The organism is Halorussus halophilus (genome assembly GCF_008831545.1).
Taxonomy (GTDB): domain Archaea; phylum Halobacteriota; class Halobacteria; order Halobacteriales; family Haladaptataceae; genus Halorussus; species Halorussus halophilus.
The window spans coordinates 1907974-1930846 of record NZ_CP044523.1 but is presented as its reverse complement, the minus strand read 5'-3'; the positions used below and the strand labels follow the sequence as shown (position 1 = coordinate 1930846).

General features: G+C 63.8%; 23 protein-coding genes. 5 read left to right on the top strand and 18 right to left on the bottom strand.

Annotated elements, in window-relative coordinates; translation table 11 throughout:
• Positions 1-306: 306 nt before the first annotated feature.
• The 3 genes from gatE (at position 307) to F7R90_RS09465 (ending at position 3613) form a co-directional block, all read left to right on the top strand.
• The gene (gene gatE / locus F7R90_RS09475) at positions 307-2175 is read left to right on the top strand and encodes a Glu-tRNA(Gln) amidotransferase subunit GatE (protein WP_158057210.1); all 1869 of its coding nucleotides are present in this window, start codon (positions 307-309) and stop codon (positions 2173-2175) included.
• 94 nt (positions 2176-2269) lie between these two features.
• On the top strand, positions 2270-3109 hold the full coding sequence (locus F7R90_RS09470; RefSeq protein WP_158057209.1) for a formate/nitrite transporter family protein: 840 nt from the start codon (positions 2270-2272) through the stop codon (positions 3107-3109).
• Between the two features lie 78 nt (positions 3110-3187).
• Positions 3188-3613, top strand: a complete 426-nt coding sequence (locus F7R90_RS09465; protein WP_158057208.1) for a hypothetical protein — start codon at positions 3188-3190, stop codon at positions 3611-3613.
• A gap of 2 nt (positions 3614-3615) precedes the next feature.
• On the opposite strand, the gene F7R90_RS09460 is transcribed toward F7R90_RS09465, so the two are convergent.
• The 15 genes from F7R90_RS09460 to F7R90_RS09390 form a co-directional block, all read right to left on the bottom strand.
• Entirely contained in the window at positions 3616-5166 is a 1551-nt protein-coding gene (locus tag F7R90_RS09460; RefSeq protein ID WP_158057207.1) for a SagB family peptide dehydrogenase, read from the bottom strand.
• A 3-nt stretch (positions 5167-5169) separates the two neighbouring features.
• Positions 5170-5748 carry a hypothetical protein gene (locus F7R90_RS09455; protein ID WP_158057206.1) on the bottom strand — a complete coding sequence of 193 codons (579 nt, stop codon included), beginning with the start codon at positions 5746-5748 and terminating at the stop codon, positions 5170-5172.
• Between the two features lie 133 nt (positions 5749-5881).
• Positions 5882-6928 carry a hypothetical protein gene (locus F7R90_RS09450; RefSeq protein WP_225741133.1) on the bottom strand — a complete coding sequence of 349 codons (1047 nt, stop codon included), beginning with the start codon at positions 6926-6928 and terminating at the stop codon, positions 5882-5884.
• A 59-nt stretch (positions 6929-6987) separates the two neighbouring features.
• Positions 6988-7356 carry a helix-turn-helix transcriptional regulator gene (locus F7R90_RS09445; protein ID WP_158057205.1) on the bottom strand — a complete coding sequence of 123 codons (369 nt, stop codon included), beginning with the start codon at positions 7354-7356 and terminating at the stop codon, positions 6988-6990.
• Between the two features lie 94 nt (positions 7357-7450).
• On the bottom strand, positions 7451-7780 hold the full coding sequence (locus F7R90_RS09440) for a hypothetical protein (protein WP_158057204.1): 330 nt from the start codon (positions 7778-7780) through the stop codon (positions 7451-7453).
• Between the two features lie 165 nt (positions 7781-7945).
• Complete coding sequence (locus tag F7R90_RS09435) at positions 7946-9196, bottom strand: cation:proton antiporter (RefSeq protein WP_225741131.1); 1251 nt, start codon at positions 9194-9196, stop codon at positions 7946-7948.
• A gap of 1 nt (position 9197) precedes the next feature.
• Entirely contained in the window at positions 9198-9677 is a 480-nt protein-coding gene (locus F7R90_RS09430) for a cation:proton antiporter regulatory subunit (RefSeq protein WP_158057203.1), read from the bottom strand.
• A gap of 99 nt (positions 9678-9776) precedes the next feature.
• Positions 9777-10187, bottom strand: coding sequence for a hypothetical protein (locus tag F7R90_RS09425; protein WP_158057202.1), 411 nt, complete (start codon positions 10185-10187; stop codon positions 9777-9779).
• A gap of 99 nt (positions 10188-10286) precedes the next feature.
• Positions 10287-11828: a cbb3-type cytochrome c oxidase subunit I gene (locus tag F7R90_RS09420; RefSeq protein ID WP_158057201.1), complete on the bottom strand. Its 1542-nt coding sequence runs from the start codon at positions 11826-11828 to the stop codon at positions 10287-10289.
• On the bottom strand, positions 11825-13078 hold the full coding sequence (locus F7R90_RS09415; protein WP_158057200.1) for an MFS transporter: 1254 nt from the start codon (positions 13076-13078) through the stop codon (positions 11825-11827). Before F7R90_RS09415 ends, F7R90_RS09420 begins: the two co-directional genes overlap by 4 nt.
• Complete coding sequence (locus F7R90_RS09410; RefSeq protein WP_158057199.1) at positions 13075-14556, bottom strand: permease; 1482 nt, start codon at positions 14554-14556, stop codon at positions 13075-13077. The genes F7R90_RS09415 and F7R90_RS09410 overlap by 4 nt, the downstream gene beginning before the upstream one ends.
• Positions 14557-14787: 231 nt before the next feature.
• Positions 14788-15819, bottom strand: coding sequence for an NHL repeat-containing protein (locus F7R90_RS09405; protein WP_158057198.1), 1032 nt, complete (start codon positions 15817-15819; stop codon positions 14788-14790).
• Between the two features lie 3 nt (positions 15820-15822).
• A complete protein-coding gene (locus F7R90_RS09400) occupies positions 15823-16977 on the bottom strand; it encodes a hypothetical protein (RefSeq protein WP_158057197.1) in 1155 nt (384 codons plus the stop codon).
• Positions 16974-18032: a TIGR00341 family protein gene (locus F7R90_RS09395; RefSeq protein WP_192498270.1), complete on the bottom strand. Its 1059-nt coding sequence runs from the start codon at positions 18030-18032 to the stop codon at positions 16974-16976. Before F7R90_RS09395 ends, F7R90_RS09400 begins: the two co-directional genes overlap by 4 nt.
• A 50-nt stretch (positions 18033-18082) precedes the next feature.
• Positions 18083-18553, bottom strand: a complete 471-nt coding sequence (locus F7R90_RS09390; protein ID WP_225741130.1) for a hypothetical protein — start codon at positions 18551-18553, stop codon at positions 18083-18085.
• 600 nt (positions 18554-19153) lie between these two features.
• Between F7R90_RS09390 and F7R90_RS09385 the strand changes: the two genes are divergently transcribed.
• The gene (locus F7R90_RS09385; RefSeq protein ID WP_158057195.1) at positions 19154-19969 is read left to right on the top strand and encodes a YihY/virulence factor BrkB family protein; all 816 of its coding nucleotides are present in this window, start codon (positions 19154-19156) and stop codon (positions 19967-19969) included.
• A gap of 9 nt (positions 19970-19978) precedes the next feature.
• Here the strand turns inward: F7R90_RS09385 and F7R90_RS09380 are convergent, their stop codons facing one another.
• From F7R90_RS09380 to F7R90_RS09370, 3 genes are all read right to left on the bottom strand, one after another.
• Complete coding sequence (locus F7R90_RS09380; protein WP_158057194.1) at positions 19979-20812, bottom strand: phosphatase PAP2 family protein; 834 nt, start codon at positions 20810-20812, stop codon at positions 19979-19981.
• Positions 20813-21025: 213 nt separating this feature from the next.
• A complete protein-coding gene (locus tag F7R90_RS09375; RefSeq protein ID WP_158057193.1) occupies positions 21026-21769 on the bottom strand; it encodes an RNA methyltransferase in 744 nt (247 codons plus the stop codon).
• A complete protein-coding gene (locus F7R90_RS09370; RefSeq protein ID WP_158057192.1) occupies positions 21766-22365 on the bottom strand; it encodes a hypothetical protein in 600 nt (199 codons plus the stop codon). Before F7R90_RS09370 ends, F7R90_RS09375 begins: the two co-directional genes overlap by 4 nt.
• Positions 22366-22540: 175 nt before the next feature.
• On the opposite strand from F7R90_RS09370, the gene F7R90_RS09365 reads away from it, so the two are divergent.
• Positions 22541-22849: a hypothetical protein gene (locus F7R90_RS09365; protein WP_158057191.1), complete on the top strand. Its 309-nt coding sequence runs from the start codon at positions 22541-22543 to the stop codon at positions 22847-22849.
• The last annotated feature ends 24 nt before the right edge of the window (positions 22850-22873 follow it).

Here is a 22873-nt window from a genome sequence, read left to right as displayed (position 1 = left end):
CGCACGACAAGTCAGGGGTCGAAGAACGCCAGCCGTCACGAGTCACTCGACGCGACCGACGTTCTGGACGGCGTTGCCGAGCAGGTCCGCGAGCGTGAGGTCGTCTGCGAGGTCTGCGAGTTTGAGTTCGCCGAGCGGTTCGTCCAGCGTTCGCACGTTCGGATAGAGGCTGGTTCCGGGATTAATCCGTATTGGCCGAGGAGTCAGACCGAGTTGACGATGTCCGCGCGAGTTCGGGCAATCGTTGCCACGTCTGCGAACCCAGACTGAACGGTTTTTTACCCTTCCGCGTCACACCATCGAGCAATGACCGACCACGATTACGAGGAGTTGGGTCTCGTCGCTGGTCTCGAAATCCACCAGCAACTCGACACCGACACCAAACTGTTCTGTGGCTGTCCGACGGAACTTCGGGAACCCGAGGACGCAGAGCGCGAATTTACGCGCTACTTGCACCCGACCAAGAGCGAACTCGGCGAGATAGACGAAGCGGCCCTCGAAGAGAGTCAAGTCGATAGGGAGTTCGAGTATCTCGCCTACGACTCGACGTGTCTGGTCGAGGAGGACGACGAACCGCCCCACAGACTGGACGAGCAAGCACAGGAGGTCGTCCTCGAAATCGCGCAACTGCTGGACATGGACGTGATAGACCAAGCCCACGTCATGCGGAAACTCGTCGTGGACGGGTCGAACACCTCCGGGTTCCAGCGTTCGACGCTACTCGCTCACGACGGCGAGATTTCGACCAGCGAGGGACCGGTCGGCGTCGAAGACCTAATGCTCGAAGAGGAGAGCGCCCAGCGCGTCGAAGAGCGCGAGGACGGCGTCCTCTACAGTCTCGACCGACTCGGCATCCCGCTGGTCGAAATCGGCACCAAGCCCGACATCCGTTCGCCCGAACAGGCCCGAGAAGCGGCCGAACGAATCGGGATGCTGCTGCGCTCGACGGGCCACGTCAAGCGCGGCCTCGGTACGATTCGCCAGGACGTGAACATCTCCATCGAGGAAGGCGCTCGCGTCGAGATGAAGGGCGTCCAGAGTCTGGACGACATCGACGACCTCGTGCGCAACGAGGTCCATCGACAGGTTCGCCTACTCGAAATCAAAGACGAACTGCACGAGCGAGGCGCGGAAGTCGGCGCAGTGCAGGACGTGACGGACGTGTTCGCGGACACCGATAGTAGCGTCATTCGCGGCGCACTCGATTCGGGGGGTAAAGTCACTGCTGTCGCGCTACACGGCTTCGACGGCATCGTCGGCGCGGAACTTCAGCCAGACCGCCGCCTCGGCACAGAGCTTTCGGACCACGCCAAGCGCCACGGTGCTGGGGGCATCTTCCACACCGACGAACTCCCAGCGTACGGCGTGACCGAGGACGAGGTGGCCGACCTCCGCGAGACGGTGGGCGCAGGCGAGGACGACGCGGTCGCCATCGTCGCCGCCAGCGAGGAAGTCGCAGACGGCGCGATAAAGGCGGCAGTCGAACGCGCCGAAACCGCGCTCGAAGGCGTCCCAGAGGAGACCCGCGGTGCGAACGAGGACGGCACCTCGCGGTATCTCCGACCGCTCCCCGGCGCGGCCCGGATGTACCCCGAGACGGACGTGCCGCCCGTCGAACCGGACCCGAGCGAAGTCGAGACGCCCGAACTCCTCACGGAGAAGGTCGAGCGCTATCAGGACGAGTACGGACTCGACGCGGGTCTCGCCGAGCAGGTTGCGTACGGTCGTCGGATGACGCTGTTCGAGCGCGCCGTCGAGATGGGCGTGGACGCCACGCTCGCGGCCCAGACCGTCGAGAGTACGGTCACGGAACTGCGCCGCGACGACGTCCCGGTCGAGAACCTCGAAGCCGACCACTTCCTCCGGACGTTCGAACTCGTCGAGGACGGCGAAGTCGCGAAGGGGAACGTTGGAGACCTGCTGACTGCGCTCGCAGAGGACCCCGGACTGTCCGCCGAGGAGGCAGTCGAACAGGAGGACCTCGGCAGTGCTGGCGAGGACGAAGTTCGGGAGGCAATCGTGGAAGTCGTCGAGCGCAATTCGGAACAGGTTGAGGAAGAGGGCATGCAGGCGTTCTCCGGCCTAATGGGCGAAGCGATGGGCGCACTCGGCGGCAAGGCCGACGGCGACCAAGTGAGCGAACTGCTTCGCGAAGAGATTCAGAAGCGCGCGTAAACGAGAAACGAAAGAGCGCGTTAAAATCGGGCAGAACGACTTTATTTCTGGTCGGTGACGTATCGAGAGTGCGCAACGCAGGGGACCCAGAGTCATGAGTAGCGATGGCGACGAAGACGTGACACCCTCGGGCGCGTCGCTGTCGTACGGCAACATCCTGGAACGCGAGATGCAGAGCGCGCTCAAGGAGATTCGTCGGCCAAACCGCGGACTCTTCGTGTCGGGACTGGCCGCCGGACTGACTGTCAGTTTCGGCGCGTTGTTCATGGGGATGGCACTCACCTTCTCCGGTGGGTTCGAGTCGAAGTTGACACAGCAAATAGTACTCGCCAGCGTCTCTGCCGTCGGATTCCTCTTCGTCATCCTCGGTCAGACCGAACTGTTCACTGCCCACACGACGATGGCAGTGCTTCCGGTGTTAGACGGCCGGGCGTCCCTCTGGGAGATGCTCGAACTCTGGGGGGTCGTCTACGTCTCGAACCTGGTGGGTTGTGGGGCGTTCGCCGGACTGATAGCTGTCCTCGGCCCGCAGATGAACGTCGCAGAGCCATCTGCGTTCGGCACGCTCGCGGAGGCACTACTCCCGCTCCCGTGGTGGGTCGTACTGCTGAGCGGCGTCGTCGCCGGATGGTTGATGGGGTTGGTGACGTGGCTGGTCGCCGCGAGTCGAGACACGGTGAGTCGCGTCCTGCTCACGCTCGTCGTCACCGCTGGCATCGGGTTCGCGCCGTTTCATCACTCGCTGTTGGGAACGACCGAGGTACTGTCGGCAATGTTTCTGGGACAGGGCGTCACGCTCGCCGACTACGCCCACTTTCTCACGTGGACGACGCTCGGCAACGCCGTCGGCGGGTCGGTGTTCGTCGCGCTACTGAACTACGGCCACGCCGCACTTTCGGGCGAGGTGGAGGACACGGCGGTCGGCGAGGAGTGAAAACTCGGCGCGCGAATCTGTAGTTTTCTGCGCTTTCGCCCCGTTATACGGCCGTCGAACCCCTACGTTCGAGTGGCCATGGTACTCGAAACTGACTCCGCTTCCTCCGGTCGCTACTGGCAGTTCCTCGCGGGCTACGTCGTTTTGAGCGTCGGTGGCGGCTTGGGACTGGTACTGCTCGCCGGTCGCTCCTCGGCGGTGATGGCTGGCATCGAAATCCTCGTGACGCTGGTCGTCCTCGCGTTGGCGAGCGTGGCGACGGTGCCCGCGCTGTATCGGGACGCGAACGCGCTCGACCGCAGGGACGCCGAGTGGAACCCGGACTGGCGGAAGTACGTCGCGTTCGTCCTCGGCGGGCCGGTTCTGGCGTTTCTCGTGGTGAACCACGCCGGCGGGCCGAAAGTCGCGGTGTTCGTCGCGGCGATTTCGCTCGTCGTCGGCACCTTCGAGACGTGTGCGGTGTATCTGTACAATCGACACCGACACGTCGGCCTGCCGTCCTGAATCTACTTCTCCGGCTTTCCAAACGCGAACATGGTCATCGGCGTCTGGTTCGCGGCCCGCGGAGAGAACTGTTCGGTCACGAGGTCATCGTAGAACGTGAACCCGCGACCGCCGAGCGTCCGGTGGGCGTACGTGGCGAGGTACAGTCGCCCGAGTTGAACGCCGCCGAGCAACTGCGCAAGTCGGTAGCCGCGATTGCCGAGTCGGTCTACGAGCGCGTCCACGTCGGCCACGAGATAGACGTTCACCACGGTGTCACCGACGACCGACTGGTCGAGTGCGATATGTCCGGCCGTCTCCCGGTCGCTGTCGCCGAGGCGCTCCAAGGCATTCGATTCGGGGTGGTACTGGTAGGCTCCGCTCGGGATTCCTTCGACGGCGTTGACGAGACAGTAGTAGTCTAGCACGTTCGGAGCGATACCGGAACCAGATGCGCCTGCCGTCACCGGAACACCGCCGAGCGCCCGGTCGAGAATCGTGGCGAACTTCCGGGCGCTGATAGCCTCGTGGCTGAACTCCCGGAGCGACCCGCGTCGCTCGATGGTGTTGTCCACAGGTCTCCCCGAAGCCGTTTCCACGTCCACGGGGTCGAGGTCGATGAGTTTTCCGTCGCCGATTCCGTGCGTTCCGAACGCGTTGTCGCCTGCATTAGCGAGTTTCTCGCGCCACGCTCGCGCGTCGGCGCCGTCGTCCAGCGTACTCTGTCGCCACGCGTCCGGAACGAGGGGATACTCGACGCGACTATCCGAGACGGGGTCCTCTTCGGGGTCGATTGAATCGAGGGAGTCGAGAGACGAGGCGTCCGAAGCCGTGTCGCCACTGCCGACACTGAGGAGTTCCAGCGGTGCCTCGTCTTCGGGGTCGAGACCGAGCAATTTCGTGACGGGACTGTCGGCGAATCCAAGTTCGACCGCGGCCGAGTGGCCGCGTCCGTGGGCGGCGGCGAGCAGGTTGGCGAGAATCGTCCCGGAGTCCCAGAACGCGTGGCGGTAGGTTCGGTCCGCGTACTTCCAGGCATTGCGCCACCACTCGGAGGTCGCGACGAACGTCACGGGTGCGTCGGCGACTCGCTCCGAGTCGCCCGAGGCCTGTGCGAGAACGCCGCGGTAGTCCCCCTCTCGGAGTACGTCGAACGAGTCGGAACTGGGGTCGAAGTGGTAGACGCCCGGTCCGAACCCTCCGAGGTCGCCCGTGACGGCGTAGAGGTCGATGTGGTACAGTTTTCCGGTGCAAGAGGCGGCGCGATACTGCTGGAGTCGGCCTCCTTTCTTCAGTTCCTTCGTGACGCCCGTCGCGTAGTGACAGAGCGTGTGCAAGGTCTCGGCGTCGATTTCGGTGGCCGCGACTCCGAGGTCCGGCTCGGCATTCGACGCGGTGATGGCGGACAGCGCGGGTTCCGCGACCGCTCCGAGAGCGGAAATCGACTCTCGTGGGAGGTCTGCGTAGCGTTTGTACGGCCGCGGCTTGATGTCGGGATTCATTCGATTGCCGTCGCCACCGATGCTTCCCGGAGCGTGTTTCGTCTGCTCGTGGTACTCGCGGGCGTCCACCATCGTTCAGGTGCCCCCACTCCGACCCACGCGCACCTTCGAGGCGTTCTCCGCGAGCCAGCGGGCGTCGGCCAGTTGTCTGTTGAACTTCTGGAGGTGCGTCGAGACGTCGCCGCGGTGGTTCGGTCCGTGAGTCCCCGTCTCTTCGACGATTTCGCTGTAGCTCAGCCCCTGCTCGCGGAGGACGACGATTTCCGCGCGTCTTTCGGGGACTCCGTGGGCTTTCAACTCCATCGCGCGCTCCGCTGGTCGCTGTTCGTGGACCTCGACGGTGTGGGTGGATTCGCCGTCCATTTTCGTTCTGACGTGGACGACGGTGTAGCCTTCCACGAACCACATATCGACGTAGACGCCCGCGTCCGGGTCGTGGCGGTCGTGTTCCGCGCCGTAGTTCTCCATTACTGGCATCTCGAACGCGAGCCAGCCAGCGGGCGTCTCAACGCGTACCGCGTCGGAAGCTATCTCTGCGTCGGGCGGATTCACGTCTATCTCGAACTCCCCGCGGTCGGTGAGCGTGTCGAGTACTTCGGCGGTGTCTGTTGGGGAATCGGATTGAGATTTGGATTCGGAGAGGGAATCTGTCATCGTATGTTGGCGTACTCGGGCCAACACCATAGATGTTGGGCTAGTGTGGCCAACACTGACGAAGGTATCGAAACAGCGACGTAGTACGGAAAACCGCCGGAAAGCCGCGTTGCGTCCGGAAAAATTGTCGCAGTTATCGCTCGACGATGACGCCGCCCGCACCGACTGCGACGTCAGTCTCGCCGAGTGTCACGGAGTTGAGGTTGTCTTCGACGGGCGTCTCGCTCTCGACCCACCCGCGCTTGCCGCCCCGCTCGTAGACGTGCCCGCCTGCGCCGACGGTAGTGACGGTGCCGTCTGCGCCGTCGGTCCCCGCAATCGCGTGGAGCGCGACCTCTCCCGCGCTGACGGGCGTCCAGTTCTTGCAGACGCTGTCGTAGCGGTAGATTCTCCCGCCGCCGCCCGCGATGAGAACCGTCTTCTCGGTCGCGTACACGTCGAAGAAGTTCACCTGCGCGTTCCTGACGCCGATGTCTTTCCAACCCTTCTCTCGCTCCACGAAGGCGTTGCCGCTGGTGTCTACCGCGTAGAAGTTGCCGCCGCCGTAGTCCAGTGCCGGAACAGTCGAACCACTGCCGGGCTTGACGACCTCGCCCCACTGCGGACAGCCGTTTTCGTCGGTGGTGACGGTCAGCACCTCGCCCGACCCGTTGGCGACTCGGAGTTCTTCGGAGCCTCGCTTGCCGGTGACTGCGATGGCTTCCCACGTACTCGTCTTCTCCATGGGCGCGGAGTAGTCGTACTTCTTGCCGACGGTCACGTCGTACGCGCCGAGCGCGCCGCTGGACCCGGCGAACCAGATGCGTTTCCCGTCGTCGGTGACGGCCACGTCGGTCAGCGTGTTCTTGCGCGTGGCCGGACCATCCTGGATTGCGAAGTGCCACGCACCGTCGTTCCGAGTGAGGACGTTCCCGCCGGTTCCGACGGCGTACGGTCCGTTCGCGGTCTGGACGACGCCGAATAGGCTCTTGGTCGTCGGCGACTCCGCGGCCGACCACTCGCTCGTTGTCTGCACTTCACTCTCCGCTTGGTCCTCGCTGGAACTCGCCTCGCTACCGCTCGTCGTACCGTCTTCGGTCGCTTCGGGATCGTTCGTCGCTTCGGGGTCGCTCGTCGGTTCGGCGTCGTCTGTCGCACTGTCCCCGGCTGTCTGTGAGTCGTCGGGTTTTCCGTCTGTCATCCGATCTATCGTCGAAAAAATGTCTTTGAGTACCATCGTTCGAACAGTACCGCCACCGCTTACTCGTCTGCGCTCGTCTCTTCGGTCAAGCAGTCGTCGGCCCACTGTCTGTGTGCGAGCAGTCGCTCGCGGCCTTTGTCGGTCAGATAGTACGCGTTCGTCCGCCCGTCGAGCGGGAGCTTTTCGACGTCACCACTCGCCAGCAGCTCTCGGAGATTCTGGTAGAGTCGCCCTTCGTTGAGTTCTTCGTCGTAGTGTTGCTCCAACGTTCGCTTGACCTCGACGCCGTTCGGGTTCGTGCCTTCGAGCGACGCGATGGCGAGCAGCAGATTCCGCTGAAACCCGGTCATTTCTGTAAGCGGGCGCGCCGAGGCTGGCTGTTCAGTAGTCGATTCCGCGCCGTCGATTGGTTGTTCTCTCACACCCATCTCAAACACCGGCGGCGTCTGCCGCCGAGACCACGCGCGGGGGTCGAACCCGACTTCCGGCCTGTCTACCGGGCGTGGCGGTCGGAACCTGCGGTCAGGCACCGCCGCGCCCGTTCTCTCGCCACGTCTCGAACGCCGGTTGTCCGAACGTCCAGACGGCCGACCCTCCCGCGATGGTGAGGTAGGTCAACCGCATCTCCAGTGGAACTGCCGCGAGGTCGAGGAATCCTGCGCCGCCAGCGACGACGACGATGGCCAGCGAGACGTTCATCGCGAACGCCAGCAGGTCGTTGGTCAGCCAGAACCTGACTCGGGTCGATTGGGTGTCGCTCTCGGTTCCCTCGACCGACTCGTCTGGCCTGTGGTCGGTCTCGGGGTCGATGCACTGCTCGGAGTCTACGTCGGTGGATTCAGTTGCTGTCATGGGACGTTCACTCAGTACCGATGCTTCGTTCACTAGTGACGATTCGTTCAACCGTGACTGTTCTTTCACCGATGACCACCTCGGAATGTGTTCAACGAGGCGGCCGCCTAAAATTACGGGACTGTTTTCGACGGTATGGTCGTCACAACCGCTGCAAAGGTCGGCTCACTGTCGTTTAGGTTCCGGCGTTCGGGTCGATTGCTCGCCTCGTGTCAACGTGCCCACACCAGTGCCCCGTTCTGCGACCCCGCTGAGGGCCGCGAGTCGGCCTTCGTGGCGGAGCAACAGCGTACCGAAGACGCTCATCACGAGGACGTAGCCGACGCCGAACTCCGGAACGATGCGGCCGAGTCGCCCGGTTCCGGCGGTTCGAGCGAGCGCGGCCAGCACCAGCGAGAACTCGCCGCGCGCGACCATGCCGACGCCCACCCGCAACGACCCGCGGGCGTCGAGTCCGTAGAGGTGGCCACCGAGCGTCCCGCTGAGTAGCTTGCTGGCGGTCGTTGCGACGACTGCGACCGCGAGCAGTCCAGCCACGTCGAACACTGCGGAGAGTTCCGTCGTCAACCCGATGGAGAAGAAGAACACCGCGGCGAAGAGGTCGCGAACGGGGTCCAGTCGCTTCTCGACGCGCTCGACGAGGTCGGTACGGCCGACTGTCGCGCCGACGAAGAAGGCAGTCACGCCGACGCTGACGCCGACGAACGTCGCGGCACTGGCGACGAGCGTGGCGACGGCGAGGACGCGCAGGAGGAACTGCTCGTCGTCCGCGGTGTCGAGCAGTCGCTCGACGTAGCTCGAACCGTACCAACCGACGAGCGCGACGACGGCGAGGAACGCGATACCTTTCGACACAGAGGCGAGCGCGCCGACCACGGAGCCGTCGTGGACGACGACCGTCGAGAGGACTGCGATGTAGAGCGCGATGACCAGGTCTTCGAAGATGAGCGTCCCGAAGATGGCCTCGCTCTCGGCTTCGAGGACCCACCCGCGCTCGACCAGTGTCTTGCCGACGATTGCGCTGGAGGAGATGTACACCATCCCCGCGACGAACAGCGTCTCGACGAGACCGAAGCCAAATAGCAGACCGATGCCGACGCCGACAGCCACGTTGACGACGAAGTCGAGCAGGCCGTTCACGAGGATGAGTCGGTAGTTCGATAGCAATCGGTCGAGTTCGACGTGGACCCCGAGGAAGAAGAGTAGTGCGACGAGTCCCAGTTCCGCGAACGCGTGGACGAATCCCTCGCTCGTCACGACGACGCCGGGAACGAGCGACGGCGCGCTCGGCCCGAGGACGATTCCGGCGAGGATGTACGCGGGGATAACCGGCTGGCCGAGTTTGTCGGCGAGCGCGCCCGCCAGTGCCAGCGCGAACAACACGACGCCGAGGACGACGCTGATTGGAAGTGACACGCTACTCGCCCCGGACGAGTTCGCTCAGCGCCGCTTGTTCTTCCCGAGAGCCGACCGCGACTAGCACGTCGCCAGCGCGCAGGTCGAACTCCGGGTTCGGACTCGGATGCGTCTCCGACCCGCGCTGAACCGCGATGACGGTCGCGCCGGTCTCGCCCCACACGTCTGCTTCGGCGAGCGACGAGCCGACGAGAGTGGCGTCTTCGGGCAGTTCGTACCACTCGATGATGGCGTCGCCGAGCGGCACGTCCAGCGCGTCGAGTTCGACTGGCTGGAAGTACGCGCCCTCCAGAATCGACCCGAGTCGGCGCGCTTCCGCGCCAGAGAGACCGAACAGCTTCTCGTTTTCTCCGCGCTTCGAGCGCCGATACACGTCGCGTCTGCTGTCGTTGTGGACGACGACGGCGAGTCGCTCGTCGCCGCTGATTTCGAGTTCGTACTTCCGTCCGACACCGGGGATAGTGGTCTCGTACACAGTCATGGTCGGGAGTCGTAAAATCGGGAATCGAAGACGCAGTTCACTGTGGGCAGAGCGGTGCGCGACATCGCGCGCCGTCCTCACGTAGCCCGCAGGAGCGGTTCAGGCGAGCAGTGCCGCACTGTCGCCGAGTCGCCACGCGAAGTTCCAGAGCCAGTCGAGCGGCGTCCAGACGCCGAAGGCGTGGGAAATCGCGTCGTCCAGCGCGACGAGCGCGCTCCAGACGACGAACAACTGCCAGCGGCGGCCGTATTTGGTCGTGACGAGTCCGCCGACGACTGTGCCGAGCGTGCCGACGACGCACACTGTCGCCCCCGCCACTGGGTAGTACCGCCAGAGGTGCGCCCAACCGAACAGGGCGAACAGGGCGCTTCCGGCGACCACGAGCGGTTCCGTCCTGGGGTAATTGTCCCACTTCCGGGCGCATCTGAACAGGACCAGATACAGCCCGTACAGGAAGTGGTGTGGCGCGAACAGGGCACCGTCTGGTATCGACTCTGCGGGAAATGGCATTGTGAGTGAGTACGTTGGTCGGTCGTCGTGCGAGCGGTCAGCGGGTCGAGGGGCCGGGAGGTCCTGGTGGCGGTGGAATCCCGGTTTGTAGACGACGAATCATCGTTCTTCCTCCCATTCGGTCGTGAGCAGTCCGTCGCGCTCCAACTCCCACGGGTCCGTCGCTGCTTCGGGACCGACGAGCAGGCCCCAGACGACGTTGCCGACCCAGAAGACCTGCGCGAGTCCGATGAGGTACGCACCAATCGTCGCCACCTGCTGGAGCGGCACGAACTGTGAGGGATACGTCGCCATTCTCCGTGGAAGACCGTCCATCCCGAGCAACAGCATGACGAAAAAGGCGACCAGCAGGCCAACTTGCGTCAGCCAGAAGTGCAACTTCGCGAGTCCCTCGTCGTACATCCGGCCGGTCACCAGCGGGAACCAGTAGTAGACGCCCGCGAACAGGCCGTAGACGCTCATGCCGACGAGCATGAAGTGGAAGTGTCCGACCACGTAGTAGGTGTCGTGGAGCAGTACATCGACGGGAATCGCCGCCAGAAAGACGCCCGTGACGCCACCGACGACAAAGTTTGCGATGGCTCCCACGCAGAACAGCATCGGCGCGGTGAGTCGCACTCTGCCGTTCCACATCGTCGCAATCCAGTTAAACGTCTTGACGGCGCTCGGCACCGCGATGGCGAGCGTCACGGCCATGAAACTCGCCTGAATTCTGGGGTCGAGACCCGCAACGAACATGTGGTGTGCCCAGACACCGAACGCGAGGACGCCGATGCCGAGCGTCGAGTAGACCACGGCGGTCTTGCCGAACAGTTTCCGGCCCGAAAATCGCGGCAGAATCAGGCTCACCAGCCCCATCGGCGGTAGGACGAGGATGTACACCTCGGGGTGTCCGAAGAACCAGAACAGGTGTTGCCAGAGCAGTGGTCCGCCGCCTTCGACCGTGAAGAACGTCGTGCCGACGTTTCGGTCGAGCAGCAGCATGAGCAGGGCACTGCCGAGCATCGGGAACGCGAAGACGACCAGTCCGCCCGTGGTCAGCATCGTCCACGAGAAGATGTCGAGGTCCGCCCACGGGACTCGTTCGTCGTCGCGTTCTTCGACGATGGTCACGACGAAGTTGATTCCGCTCATGATGGTGCTGACCCCTGAAAGGTGCAGGCCGAGCAACAGCAAATCGACTTCCGGGTTCGGCATCTCGGCGGTCATCGGGGTGTACAGCGTCCACCCGACTGCGGGCGGCCGAATCGACTCGAAGCCGAGAACGTCCGTCACGATGCCCGCGCGGAGGAGCATCGCGGCGGGTGGGAGCATCCAGAAGGCGACGGCGTTCACGCGCGGAAACGCCATGTCGTCCGCCCCGACAAGCAGGGGGACGACGTAGTTACCCACGCCGAAGATGACCGGCCCCGCGAACAGGAACAGCATGGTGAGTCCGTGGGTCGTAAAGAGCGCGTCGTAGGTGCGCTGGCCCCAGAAGTCGGCGTGCGACGTGAGCAGGTCGGTCCTGAGCATCAGCGCGTCGAACCCGCCGAGGAACCCCGCGAGAAGGCCGAAAGCGACGTACAGCAGGCCGATGTCGCGGTGGTCGAGCGTCGTGAGCCACCGCGTGGGTCCGGCAGGTTTGTGCGCGTGAGTCATTGGGTCGAATGCCGCAGGAGTTCCCAGCAACCGAGCAGTGCAACCGACGTCGCCAGCCCGAGCGCCATCGTCGGCGAGTTCGCGTACAGCAGTCCGCCGACGATGGCGCTCGGCACGACGAGCAGGCGGCGAACGAGGCGGTACAACTCCGCCGCGTCTCTACCGACTTCGCGGGTCGCGCGAGCGACCAGCGAACGACGAACCGGGCGAGTCGCCACGCCGAGACCGAAACACGCGAACAGTACCGAGATACCGAGGAGAGTCGGCGGCACACTGGCCAGACCCAGCGGGACGAACGCGACGACGAGTACCCCACCGATTGCGACCGGCAGGGAGCCGAGTTCGTCTGCGAGTCTAGTCGCGGGCATCGAGGCGACGAGCGCGAGTAGCGTCTCGGCGACGAGTGCGACGGTGAAGATGGCGATCGGCGACAGCGAGAAGCCTGCGACCTGTGCCGGCACTGCTCTGTCTGCGACGACGAGAATCAGGAACGGGTAGAACATGCCGCGTGCGAACCGGAACAGCGTATCGCCGAGCAACAGCGACCGACGTTGTGTCGCCAACTCCGTCAAGTCCGAGCGAACTCGCTCGCTACTCGGCGGCGACCGGAGGGGCACTTCGAGGTCCGTCTCGCCGAGAACGATGCGTCCGACCGTGGCGGCCGCGCCGACGCATGCGACGACTGCGACGACGAGTTGGAACCCCGGCCTGAACTCGCCCACCATGGCGAACAGCACGACGAGCAGACTGAGGCCTAACAGAACGCCGACGCGGCGGAACGTCCGTGTCGTCGCAAGGCTCCGAGCGAAACGGTCGGTCGAGAGGTTCCGACCTTCGACGGTGAAGGTGACGCCGGGGCCGTGCGAGCGCCACGTCTCCAAGACGACCCCGCCCGCGAGAACCCAGAGCCACGGATCGAACGACTCGGCGTGCGGGGCCGCGAGCCAGACGAACAGGCCGAGCATCGCCAGCGTGCCGAAGCCAGCGAGCAGGGCGCGCGGGTGTAGGTCGGCGAGCGCCTCGTGGCCGACGTACGGGAGTGCGGCCCGCGCGAGCAACCAACCGCTCCAGACGACGCCGACGAGAATCGGTCCGACACCGAACGCCCGGAGATACGCCGGGACGTAGCGCGCGAGGACGCCGACGGAGAGGTTGACGCCGAGCGTGAGGACTGCGAGCGTGAACAACCCGGGTTCGCGTTCCAGCACGTCTCGAAAGCCAACGAGGCCGCGAGACTCTTCGAGGCTCATGCGTCGCGGAAATCCCGGTAGGCTTCGAGCAGTTGTACCACGGCCGTCGCGACTGCCGCACCGATTGCGCTCACGGCTCTGGCGAGCGCACGGAGCAGTTTCGCGGTGAGTTGGCTTGCTCGCCACAGGGCCTCCCCGAGTTCTTTCGCGCCGTGAGTGAGCGCGCGGCCTGCTGTAGCGAGGTGACCAGACGCCTTCTCCAGTCCGTAGAGATACGGGCCGACGACGCCCGGCAAGGCGACCAGCCACTCGCCGAGATCCTCGTGGCCGTAGGTCGCGACGACTTGCGCGAGGAAAATCGGCGTGAACAGCAGGTTGAGGACGAGCGTGTAGCCGTGTGGCGCGGTGCCGCCTGTAGTGCCTTGGGCGGGAATCAATCCAGTCAGGTCGAACGCGAAGTGGACGAACACACCAGCGACGACAGCGCCGAACGCCGTCACGGCGAAGATGACCGCGGCCATTCGCTTGCCGTAGTAGCGCCGGTAGGCGTTCACGATTGGCGGGATGATGAGGTCGGCGTAGATGAACGACAACACCGCGCCGAAGGGAATCCCGTTCGTCCACAGCACGAGCGCGAACGGGACGTTACCGACCGAGCAGATGAACGTGACGACACCCACGACGACCCCCAAAATCGCGCCGGCGAAGACCCACGTCAGGCTGCCCTGCGCGCCGAAGCCGAACAGCGAGGTCCACCACGCTCGCGGGACGAACGCGGCGATGAGACCGGCGAGCAGGAAGCCGATGGCGATGTCGTCCCAGAGCATGTCCCACTCGCGGACGCTGTTGGTCGCGGCTTTCTTCCATCCGGAGAGCGACGTGAGGTCGTCTGCCCAGTCGCCGTTCGCGCTCACGGACGACGCTTCGGCGTCGTCCGCGTCGGTGTCTGTTCGATTCCGATACGCCCGGAGACAGCCGCCACAGCAGAAGTACTCGGTGGTGCCGCCGACTTCGCTCTTGACGGTCTCCTCGTCCTCGGGGTCGGCCGCCATCTCGCAGGCCGGGCAGGTCACTTCGTCGAGCGCGAGCGCGTGTTCGCGGGCGGTCTCGAACCACTCGTCGGGCACGTACTCGCGGTAGACGTACGCCATGACGACGACGGCGACGACGCCCCCAACGAAGTCCGCGAGGACGAACTCCCACCCGAGCAGAATCCACATCACGAGTCCGAGTTCGGCCACGAGGTCCGTCGCGGCGAACATGAACGCCGCGAGCGCGGCGACGCCCGAGGCTCCTTTCTTGAACAGTGCTTTCGCGGTGGCGACGGCCGAGAACGAACAACTGGAGGAGACCGCCCCGAACAGCGTCCCGAGACCGACCTCTCGCCAGCCGTCGTCGCCGAGATAGCTCGTCATCTGCTCGTCGCTGACGAACTGTTCGACCGCGCCCGTGATGGTAAACCCGAGGACGAGCGCCCACCACGTCTCCCACGCCATCTCGGCCGCGAGACCGAGACCGTCGAATAGTGTTCCTATCATGTCTGTCTGGGTGTGCCGATTGCGCAACTCGTCGCTCGAACGCCCCGCGTTCGAGCGAGTGGTAGTGGTCGAAGCCGGTACAGGTCGAAAACGAGTGCCAGAGTCCCGGCTGGAAAGCCGAGCGTCATCCGCCCCGAAGGGGGCGTCGGCCGGGCCGGGTTCGTATAGAGATATGATTTCAACACATAAAAACCAGAAACTTACTGTAGTTGCTTACACAGTAGCGGTCGCTCATCGTGGATGTTCGAGAATCGTCCCACTCGCGCCGACGGCCACGTCCGGCACGTCGGTGGTCCCGAGAACGACCCCGTGGAGTCCGTTACCGTCGCCGACGCCGACGGCCTGCCAGCCACCGCGAGAGAGTTCGTAGACGACGCCTGTCGAGTCGGCGGCCAGTCCGATGTGCTTGTTGCGCTCGACGGTACGAATCGCGTTCTCGCCCGCCGAGAGCCGCGTCCACGTGAAGCCGTTGTACTGGAACATCCCGCCGGAATCGGCCGCGACCGACACGTCGTCTGCGCCTTGGGCGGCCACGTCGTGGAAGTTCGCGCCTGCGTGGTCGATGCCGATGCGTCGCCACTCGCTGCCAGCGTCGATGGTCTGGAAGACGTTACCTGAGGTGTCACAGACGTAGCCCGTGCCGCGATTGACGAAGGCCACTGCGGCCGCGCTCGACCCCGACCCCGGTTTGACGACCGACTCCCACGTCACGTCGTCGCCGTCGTGTTTGCCACGCAGGAGTTCGCCGGAGCCGTTCACGAGGTAGAGCCACTCCTGTCCGGCGAGACCGGCGACGGCGAGGTCCTCCCACGTCGAAGTCTTACCTTTCGGAGCCGAGAAGTCCGTCAGTTCGCCGTCGCCCACCGCGTACCGCCCGACGACGCCGCTGTCACCGCAGAACCAGAGGTGGCGACCGTTCGCGGTGGCGTCCGCGCCGTGGAGTCCGTTGTGTTCGCCCCGGGGGCCACTCTCCAGTTCGACCTGCCACTCGCCGTCGAGTCGCCCGAGGACGCGGCCGCCCTCGCCGACCGCGTAGGGTCCGGCACGGGTCCGCACCGCGTCGTAGAGCGTCATCTGGGTCGGCGAATCGGCGACGTGCCAGCGGTCGTCGTCCTCGTCGAGGTTCGGGAGGTTGGTGGTCTCGCCGGTCGGCGGCGACGATTCATCGCCGCCGAAACAGCCCGCGAGTGCGACGTTCGCGGCTCCTGCACCGAGTTCGAGGAACCTGCGACGGGTGGTTCGGGAGTGGTCGTCGTTCGTCATGGGTCACCTCGCGTGCGCAGGGCGCTCGCCCTTCGGCGTGAACGCGCCGGGCGCGGACGTTCGCTTGACGACGGTTGCGATGCGGATGACGAACGCAAAGAGGATGGCGAGTGGCGCGAACGCGACGCCCAGCGAGAGCGCCACGAGTACCAGCAACACGAACTCGCTGACCGCTGGCGGGTAGCCGCTCGCGTAAATCATGATGACCAGCGTCGAGGTCAGGAACGCGGTCGTCCCGCTGTAAGCCAGCAGGCGCGAGAGCGTCGCCAACTCCTGCTGGAGGTAGATGACCTTGAAGTACTGGCGCGCGACGTCCACCGAGAGGTACGTCTCCCGCATTTCTTCGAGCAACTCGATGGACTCGACGGAGAGGTCGTCGCCGTAGACAGTGAGGAGTCTTCGAATGCGAGTCGCTTGTCCCGAGTAGTCGTCGTCTATCGTCGGGAGTAGGGCGACGAACAACTCGGGGTCGCCAACGACCACGGCTTCTATCTGTTCGCTCTGCTCGGTGACTGCCTCGACCAGTTGCGTCAGTTCCGCGCGAACTTCCTCGTCGGCGACGTCGCTGGTCTCGTCCAACTTCTCGGCCCGGTCGCGCATCGTCTCGGCGACGATGGCGAGGAACGCCGCGGGGTCGGTCGGACTGACGACGGTGTCGGTCGCGAGCGACTCTACGCTGCGGCGGAACTCCTCGACGCCGTCGATTCGTTGGCGAAGTCTGTCGGGCGTGCCGAACAGCCGCGAAATCGTCAACTGGTTCACTGCGATGACCAGCGGGACGAACGAGAACAGGCCCGCGATGATGGTCGAGAACATCGTCGTCACGAAACTGCTCTCGCGGACACCGATGACGTTGCTCAAGCCGAGCGTCACCGAGCCGACGAATATCAGCACGACGAGCGCACCGATGATTATCCAGCGGTTGCCTTCGAGGAGGAACCAACGGCGCGCGCGCCGCTGGTTGTCGTCGTTCGTGACGACTGCGAGGACGAGTCGTATCGTGACCGCCGCGATGGACGCAACGAGCGAGACGAACTTCGCGAGGACGCCCAGCGCGTACACCAGGACTCGGACGAACGACTCGGTTCGTGCGTCGCCCGAATCTGTTTCGGAGCCGATACCGTCAGCGTCGGTCGTGTCTGAGCGTTCCGTGGTCATGGGAGATGAAGCACCGGCAGACTGTGTTCTACGTTCGAGAGGAACAGCGCCAACGCGCCGACGAGTGCAGCGAGGACGAGGATTCGTTTGAGGATGCGACTCCGCGTCTCCCGTAAGGTCGTCCAGTCTTCGGGATGGTAGCCGAAGTACCACAGGCCGACGATGGCCGCGAGGTTGATGGAGAACATGTTCACCAGAACCACCGCCCCAGAGCCGAGGACGACCGTCGGGCGAAACCACGCGATGCCGACGCCGACGACGCCGATAGGTGGCATGACCGCCGCGGCTATCATCACGCCGACGAGCGAGGTCATCCCGCTGGTCGAGAGGCTAATCGCTCCTGCGATGCCCGCACAGAGTGCGACGGACACGAGCAGGAACGTCGGCGACGTGTGATGGCTCAGTTGGAGACTGGTCTGGAGGTCCATCTCGGCGGACGGGACGGCTATCGTCTTCGCGAGGAGCGCGAAGCCCAACGCACTGACGAGTCCGACAACGCTTCCGAGCGCCTGATACTTCGCGCTCCGAACGAACAGTTCGTTGTCGGAGATGACCGTCGCCGCGCTGGTCGCCATCGACGGGCCAAGCAACGGGGCGATGACCATCGACCCGACCATCACCGGCATCGACCCCAGCAAGACGCCAGCAGTGGCGACCACTGCACTCAGCGCGGTCATCAGCAGGTAGGTCACCCGTTCGGGGAGCAAGTTCGCCGCTTTCGAGTGGAGTTCGTCGCGTGCGATACGCCGCCGGGTAATCGTCTCTTCGTCGTTTTCTGGCCACGAGTCCACGGACTCGTCTGAGACCACGGCTTCGGTGTTGACGACGACGGTGTACGCGTCGTGGTTCACGTCGAGTTCGTCCAGTTGCGATTGGACGGTTTCGACGGTGTGAGTCGGGAGCGGCAGCGTGACGATGGCCGAAGAGCCAGCCTTGTCCGCCGAATCTGTCACGGTGTAATCGAGTTGCTCGTCGTCGAGCAAGGACAGAATCCGCTCCTGTGCAGGTTCGGTCTGCACCATGATCTCCACTAGCCGCATGTCTTCTCTAACCATGCTTGAAAATCGGCGAGGTCGTTCGCGGCGCGATTCGAAACTGGCCGGGGCTACAGCAACGCGAACTCGTCGGGTCTGGTCGCGTCCTCGAACGCGCGGACGTAGAGGTCTGCGACCGTCTCCCGTATCTCTTCGAGTTTGTCACCGTCGTTACCCGTGCAGTCGGTCCCACACCGGGCTCTGAGTTGCTGCTCGACCGTTGCGTCGTACTTGAGTCGCCCCGCACAGTCGGGACACCGCGGTTCGACGTGACTGTTCATCCACTGCACCTCGTACCCGAGGTCATAGAGTCGTTGGCCGAGCGCGAACCAGACGTACATGTCCCACGACTGACGGCCTCGCGCCGCCCGCTTCAGGCGAGTGAACGCGAGCGCAGTCTGGGAGTACATCTTGCACGACGAATCGGCGTGTTGTTCGTGACACCGACGGAAGTGGTTGAACAAGGCGACGCGTGACGACCGAAGCGACCCGTTCGTCAGTTCTCCTTCCGGTTTCGTGCCGCCCGTATGGGCGTCTCTCACCGGCGTTCGCGACCCCCTTCCGAACTCGTCGTAGTGTATTTCCTCGGAGAGCCGTGCACCACTTTTCGGACAGAATGCATATTCCCCTTTCATAGTAGGTTGGACAACGAGAAGCGTCACGCTGTTCGGGCCAGGAGGTCATCCGCGCACCACACGAGCGCGTCGTCCGGACCAAGCGTTCACTCTAAATTACTCGTGGATAGATTATAAAATATCAAGATACTATAGAAGGTTAAGCGAAATTCTGGTAATTATCCAACTTTTCTATTTTAGTATCAAACTAGAAATAGATTCGATGGGAGCGGCCCATCTCCCGAAAGTAGCCGACTGAGACACCGTACCTGCTTTTCGTCTCAGTCAAAAAGTTCTGTGAAGTTGACTCATTTCTCATAACTACGTTGATGATAGACCACGCCCGAACGAGAAATTTACAACCAGTAGTGTGTTTATCTTTCAGTCTCTCCGAAATCAATCATTTGTCTGACGGAGGGCAGACGCGTCGGAATCGGTGAACGGACGCCCACCGCTCGGAGTACGACGCCGCTCTCCGGCGACCAGTCGGCCACCGTGTTATTGTATCCTGATTGCAAACTTCAGAAGGTGAACGTGCTGAGAGTGTGCAAGTCGGTTCTGGCCGTCTCCCGCGAGCGACATCTCTCCGTCACTGCGGCGGGTCTCGCCTACCACATGTTCAGTGCGGCGATTCCGCTCTTTCTGCTCGCGTTCCTCGGCCTCTCGCTGACCGGTTCGACCGACGCGCTCGTCCCGGGTCTCGAAGCGGTCGCAGGGTCGGGCGCGACTCGGTTCCTCCGTCGGAACGTCGGCAACGGCGCGGGCAGACGACGCGCGGCAGTCATCGCCGCGGTTCTCCTGCTGTGGAACGCAGTGCGAATGTTCGAGTCGCTCCACGGCAGTTTCGCCGAACTGTACGGCGAGCGCAAGGAGGCGTCGGCACTCGAACGACTCATCAACGTCGCACTCGGCCTGCTAGTCGTGGCCGCCGCGTTCGCGCTGCTCGCAGTCGTCGGCGTCGCGCTCTCGTTCGTCGTAACCCACGCCGCGTGGCCGTATCTCGGCCCAGTCGTCTTGTTCGTCGCGCTCGTCGTAGTGTTCTTTCCGCTGTACTACGTCTTCCCGCTCGACACCACCGTCCGGGAGTCGCTTCCGGGGACGGTGTTCACTGCCGCCACGTGGACGCTCTCCGGCGTCGGGTTTCGACTCTACGCGACGACTTCCCAGAGCGTGCAGTTGTACGGTGTCATCGGTGCTGTCTTGCTGGTGTTGGCGTGGTTCTACGTCGCGGCACTCGTGTTGTTGGTCGGCGTCGTGCTGAACGCAGTGCTGGCGAACGAGGTGTCGCCCGACTACGACTGGCTTCCGACGACGTTCGTCTCGAAGCCGAAGCGCGGAGATTGAGAAACGCTCTCAGCGGTTGGCGGCCCGGCGCACGCTGGACCGGACGCCTGCGAGTGCCTCTCTCGTGACGACCGACCAGCGAGGTTCGCTGACCCGCCGCGAGAGGTGGTACGCGAGCAGCACCAGCAGGACCGCGAACGCGGCGTCGGTTATCCAGTGGACGCCCAGATACAGTGTCGAGAACACGATGGAGACGGCCAAGACGCCGGTCGTGTAGGCGTACTGCTGGTCGGCCTTGCGGGCGTACAGCGCCGCCAGTACCGAGAGGCCGGTGTGGAGACTCGGGAACGCCTTGACGAGCGTGTCCGTCGAGTAGATGCCGTACTGGATGGCCGGGGAGAGTTCGTACATCAGCGCCTCTACGTCCGAGAGGTACAGCGACGACACCTTCACGGGGAACAGGAGGAAGAACGGCACTGCCGAGATGACGAGGACGACGTACGCCAGCGCGTACCGTTGGGCCTCCTCTTCGTCGTGGGCTTTCAGTTTGAAGTACGTGAACAAGACGATGAACGGGAACCCGACGAGGTAGACGCCCGTGGCGAGCACGGTCAGTGGCGTCGAGGTAATCGCCTGAAACGCGGCGACCGTTCCGCCTTCGACGGCGTAAATCGCGCCGGTGAACGTCCGGGAGACGTGGAAGTGAAACGCGAGGGTGTTGACGATTTCCGTGACGACCCACGCGACGCCGAGGTACTTCCAGTCGGTGCGCAGGAAGTCTCGAAGCAAGGTTCGGAACCGCTCGTCGGGGAGGAAGAGTCGCTTCCCGACGAGCAGGGCAGCGATGCTCGGGATAGCGACGATGAGGGTGAACTGGGTACCCAACTCCAGGGAGGGGAACATACTCGTACGTACTTTCTCCGTCTTTCTTTAAATGAGTTGACTATCTGTTCGAACGTGCGTTCGGAATCGGTCGCCGGGCAAAGCTTCTGAATCCGTCTTCGTTCGTCGTGAAACCCGTTCAGTCGTCGCTACTGTACTGCTCGACTAACAGTTCTCCGCCGCCGGGTATAACGGTTCTGGCGACTTGTCGAAGCGCCAGCAGTTCTGCGGACGCTACTCCCCACCGCGGCGCGACTCGTCGGCGGCGTGATAGCTCGCGCGCCGCAACACACCCCGAAGCGTCCGGACCTCTCGCACCGTCGGATGCGCGCGCCCGAGCAGTCTCCGCATCAATCTGGTCGTCTTCTCGCGCTTCTCGGCGGGGTGGTCGATGGTATCCAAGAACTCCGCGAAGTGCTCGTAGAAGCCTTCGATTTCGTTCTCCGGCGCTCGTTCGCGTTCTACGTCGGGATGTTGGGTCTCCGAAACGGTCAACTCCCGTAGTTCGTACAGCGTCACCGTCGCGGCCTGCCCGAGGTTGAGCGAGGAGTAGTCCTCGCTGGCCGGAATGGAACACACCTCGTCTACTTTGGCCATCTCGTCGTTGTTCAGGCCGTTGTCTTCACGGCCGAAAATCAGGCACGTCGGCGCGTCTACGTCGCGGAGACTGTCTGCCAACTCTGCGGGCGTCTTGAACGGGAACCGACGGTGTTTCCGCGCGTCTTCGTTCGTCGTCGCGGTACAGCCGACGGTGTGGTAGTTCTCCACGAGGTGGTCGAAGGTGACTTCGTCGTAGTTCGGCAGCACGTCTTCGCGGGCCTGTCCGGCGAAGCCGTAGGCGTCTGAGTCGCGGCCGAACTCCGGCGGGTTCACGAGTTTCAGGTCGTCCATCTCGAAGTTCTTCATCGCGCGGGCGATGGTGCCGATGTTGCCGGGCGTCTTCGGTTCGACGATGGCGACGGCGGGGTTCTCGCTCATTTCTTCGGGTAGTCCTGGCTCAAGTCGAGGTCGGAGTCGTCCAGTTCGGCGTCCTTCGATTCGGTCCCGTCGTCAGACTCCCTCCCCTCGCTCGATTCCATGTTCCGGAGGTCGATGCGCTTCTGTTCGTCCTCGGGAATCTCGACGTTCTGGGCTTCCATGTCCGGTTCGGGCGGTTCGGGGAGGTCGTCCGGGTCGGTGTCTACGTGTTCGACGCCGCCGTAGCCTTCGGGCGCGCGCCCACCGTCTGCGAACCACTCGTGGAACTCGTCCTGTAGCTCTTGTTGGCCCTTGTACTCGCTCCCGCCCGCTTCGGCGAACCAGTAGAGGAAGTCCGCCTCGTGTTCCGCACACAGGACCACCTCGCCGAGCGGTTCGCCGTAGACGACTTCCGCGACGTTGCACTTCGGGAGGTCGTCGTCGCCGTGAATCAACCAGCAAGCGTTGCACGGCGACCCGACCAGCGCGGAGAGGCGGACGACTCGCTTGCGCGTGTCGTCCGGCATCTCGTCCATCGGTCGGAAGTCACCGTCGTCGGTGAACACGTCGCCCTCCTCGAATCGCCAGCCACGAAGCCCGATGCTGACCTTGCCCATTTGACCGTGGGTAGTGGTTCGGTGGTGAAAAAGAGCGCGTTCTTCCCGCTCGGTGCGGCTACGATTAAGCCCTTTCTTATCAATTAGAACTAAGAATTTGAATTTGAGAAGGGACTACGGCATTGGCGACACTCCGCAGGGTCGATACGTTGTTCGCGGAGGACGTAGCAATCGCATGGCTGACCGCGGGCGCGCCGACCCCATCACGCTCGAATCGGACCTGCCCGGAGAAGACGGAGAGAAGCGAATCGAGATAGTGTATCAGACGACTCTTGGACGAGACGGGTCGGTGGTCTCGGAACCCACCGTGGACCACGACGAACTCCTCTCCGCGACTCCGGAATCCGTGACTGCCACTGTCTCTCTCGACGACCGAACCCACACCGAACTGATACCTGTTTGGTCCACCCACAAATCAGTTCAACTGGAGTGGGAGGCGCAGTACCTCCCGCTTGTCTATCGCCGCGAAGAGCCGAAGGGATGATATGTTTTCGTTTGTACGTTCCGG

Excerpts from the sequence above, each read along its gene's own strand:
- gatE (WP_158057210.1), top strand. The coding sequence starts at position 307 with ATGACCGACCACGATTACGAGGAGTTGGGTCTCGTCGCTGGTCTCGAA.
- F7R90_RS09470 (WP_158057209.1), top strand. The coding sequence starts at position 2,270 with ATGAGTAGCGATGGCGACGAAGACGTGACACCCTCGGGCGCGTCGCTG.
- F7R90_RS09465 (WP_158057208.1), top strand. The coding sequence starts at position 3,188 with ATGGTACTCGAAACTGACTCCGCTTCCTCCGGTCGCTACTGGCAGTTC.
- F7R90_RS09460 (WP_158057207.1), bottom strand. The coding sequence starts at position 5,166 with ATGGTGGACGCCCGCGAGTACCACGAGCAGACGAAACACGCTCCGGGA.
- F7R90_RS09455 (WP_158057206.1), bottom strand. The coding sequence starts at position 5,748 with ATGACAGATTCCCTCTCCGAATCCAAATCTCAATCCGATTCCCCAACA.
- F7R90_RS09450 (WP_225741133.1), bottom strand. The coding sequence starts at position 6,928 with ATGACAGACGGAAAACCCGACGACTCACAGACAGCCGGGGACAGTGCG.
- F7R90_RS09445 (WP_158057205.1), bottom strand. The coding sequence starts at position 7,356 with ATGGGTGTGAGAGAACAACCAATCGACGGCGCGGAATCGACTACTGAA.
- F7R90_RS09440 (WP_158057204.1), bottom strand. The coding sequence starts at position 7,780 with ATGACAGCAACTGAATCCACCGACGTAGACTCCGAGCAGTGCATCGAC.
- F7R90_RS09430 (WP_158057203.1), bottom strand. The coding sequence starts at position 9,677 with ATGACTGTGTACGAGACCACTATCCCCGGTGTCGGACGGAAGTACGAA.
- F7R90_RS09425 (WP_158057202.1), bottom strand. The coding sequence starts at position 10,187 with ATGCCATTTCCCGCAGAGTCGATACCAGACGGTGCCCTGTTCGCGCCA.
- F7R90_RS09420 (WP_158057201.1), bottom strand. The coding sequence starts at position 11,828 with ATGACTCACGCGCACAAACCTGCCGGACCCACGCGGTGGCTCACGACG.
- F7R90_RS09415 (WP_158057200.1), bottom strand. The coding sequence starts at position 13,078 with ATGAGCCTCGAAGAGTCTCGCGGCCTCGTTGGCTTTCGAGACGTGCTG.
- F7R90_RS09410 (WP_158057199.1), bottom strand. The coding sequence starts at position 14,556 with ATGATAGGAACACTATTCGACGGTCTCGGTCTCGCGGCCGAGATGGCG.
- F7R90_RS09405 (WP_158057198.1), bottom strand. The coding sequence starts at position 15,819 with ATGACGAACGACGACCACTCCCGAACCACCCGTCGCAGGTTCCTCGAA.
- F7R90_RS09400 (WP_158057197.1), bottom strand. The coding sequence starts at position 16,977 with ATGACCACGGAACGCTCAGACACGACCGACGCTGACGGTATCGGCTCC.
- F7R90_RS09395 (WP_192498270.1), bottom strand. The coding sequence starts at position 18,032 with ATGGTTAGAGAAGACATGCGGCTAGTGGAGATCATGGTGCAGACCGAA.
- F7R90_RS09380 (WP_158057194.1), bottom strand. The coding sequence starts at position 20,812 with ATGTTCCCCTCCCTGGAGTTGGGTACCCAGTTCACCCTCATCGTCGCT.
- F7R90_RS09375 (WP_158057193.1), bottom strand. The coding sequence starts at position 21,769 with ATGAGCGAGAACCCCGCCGTCGCCATCGTCGAACCGAAGACGCCCGGC.
- F7R90_RS09370 (WP_158057192.1), bottom strand. The coding sequence starts at position 22,365 with ATGGGCAAGGTCAGCATCGGGCTTCGTGGCTGGCGATTCGAGGAGGGC.
- F7R90_RS09365 (WP_158057191.1), top strand. The coding sequence starts at position 22,541 with ATGGCTGACCGCGGGCGCGCCGACCCCATCACGCTCGAATCGGACCTG.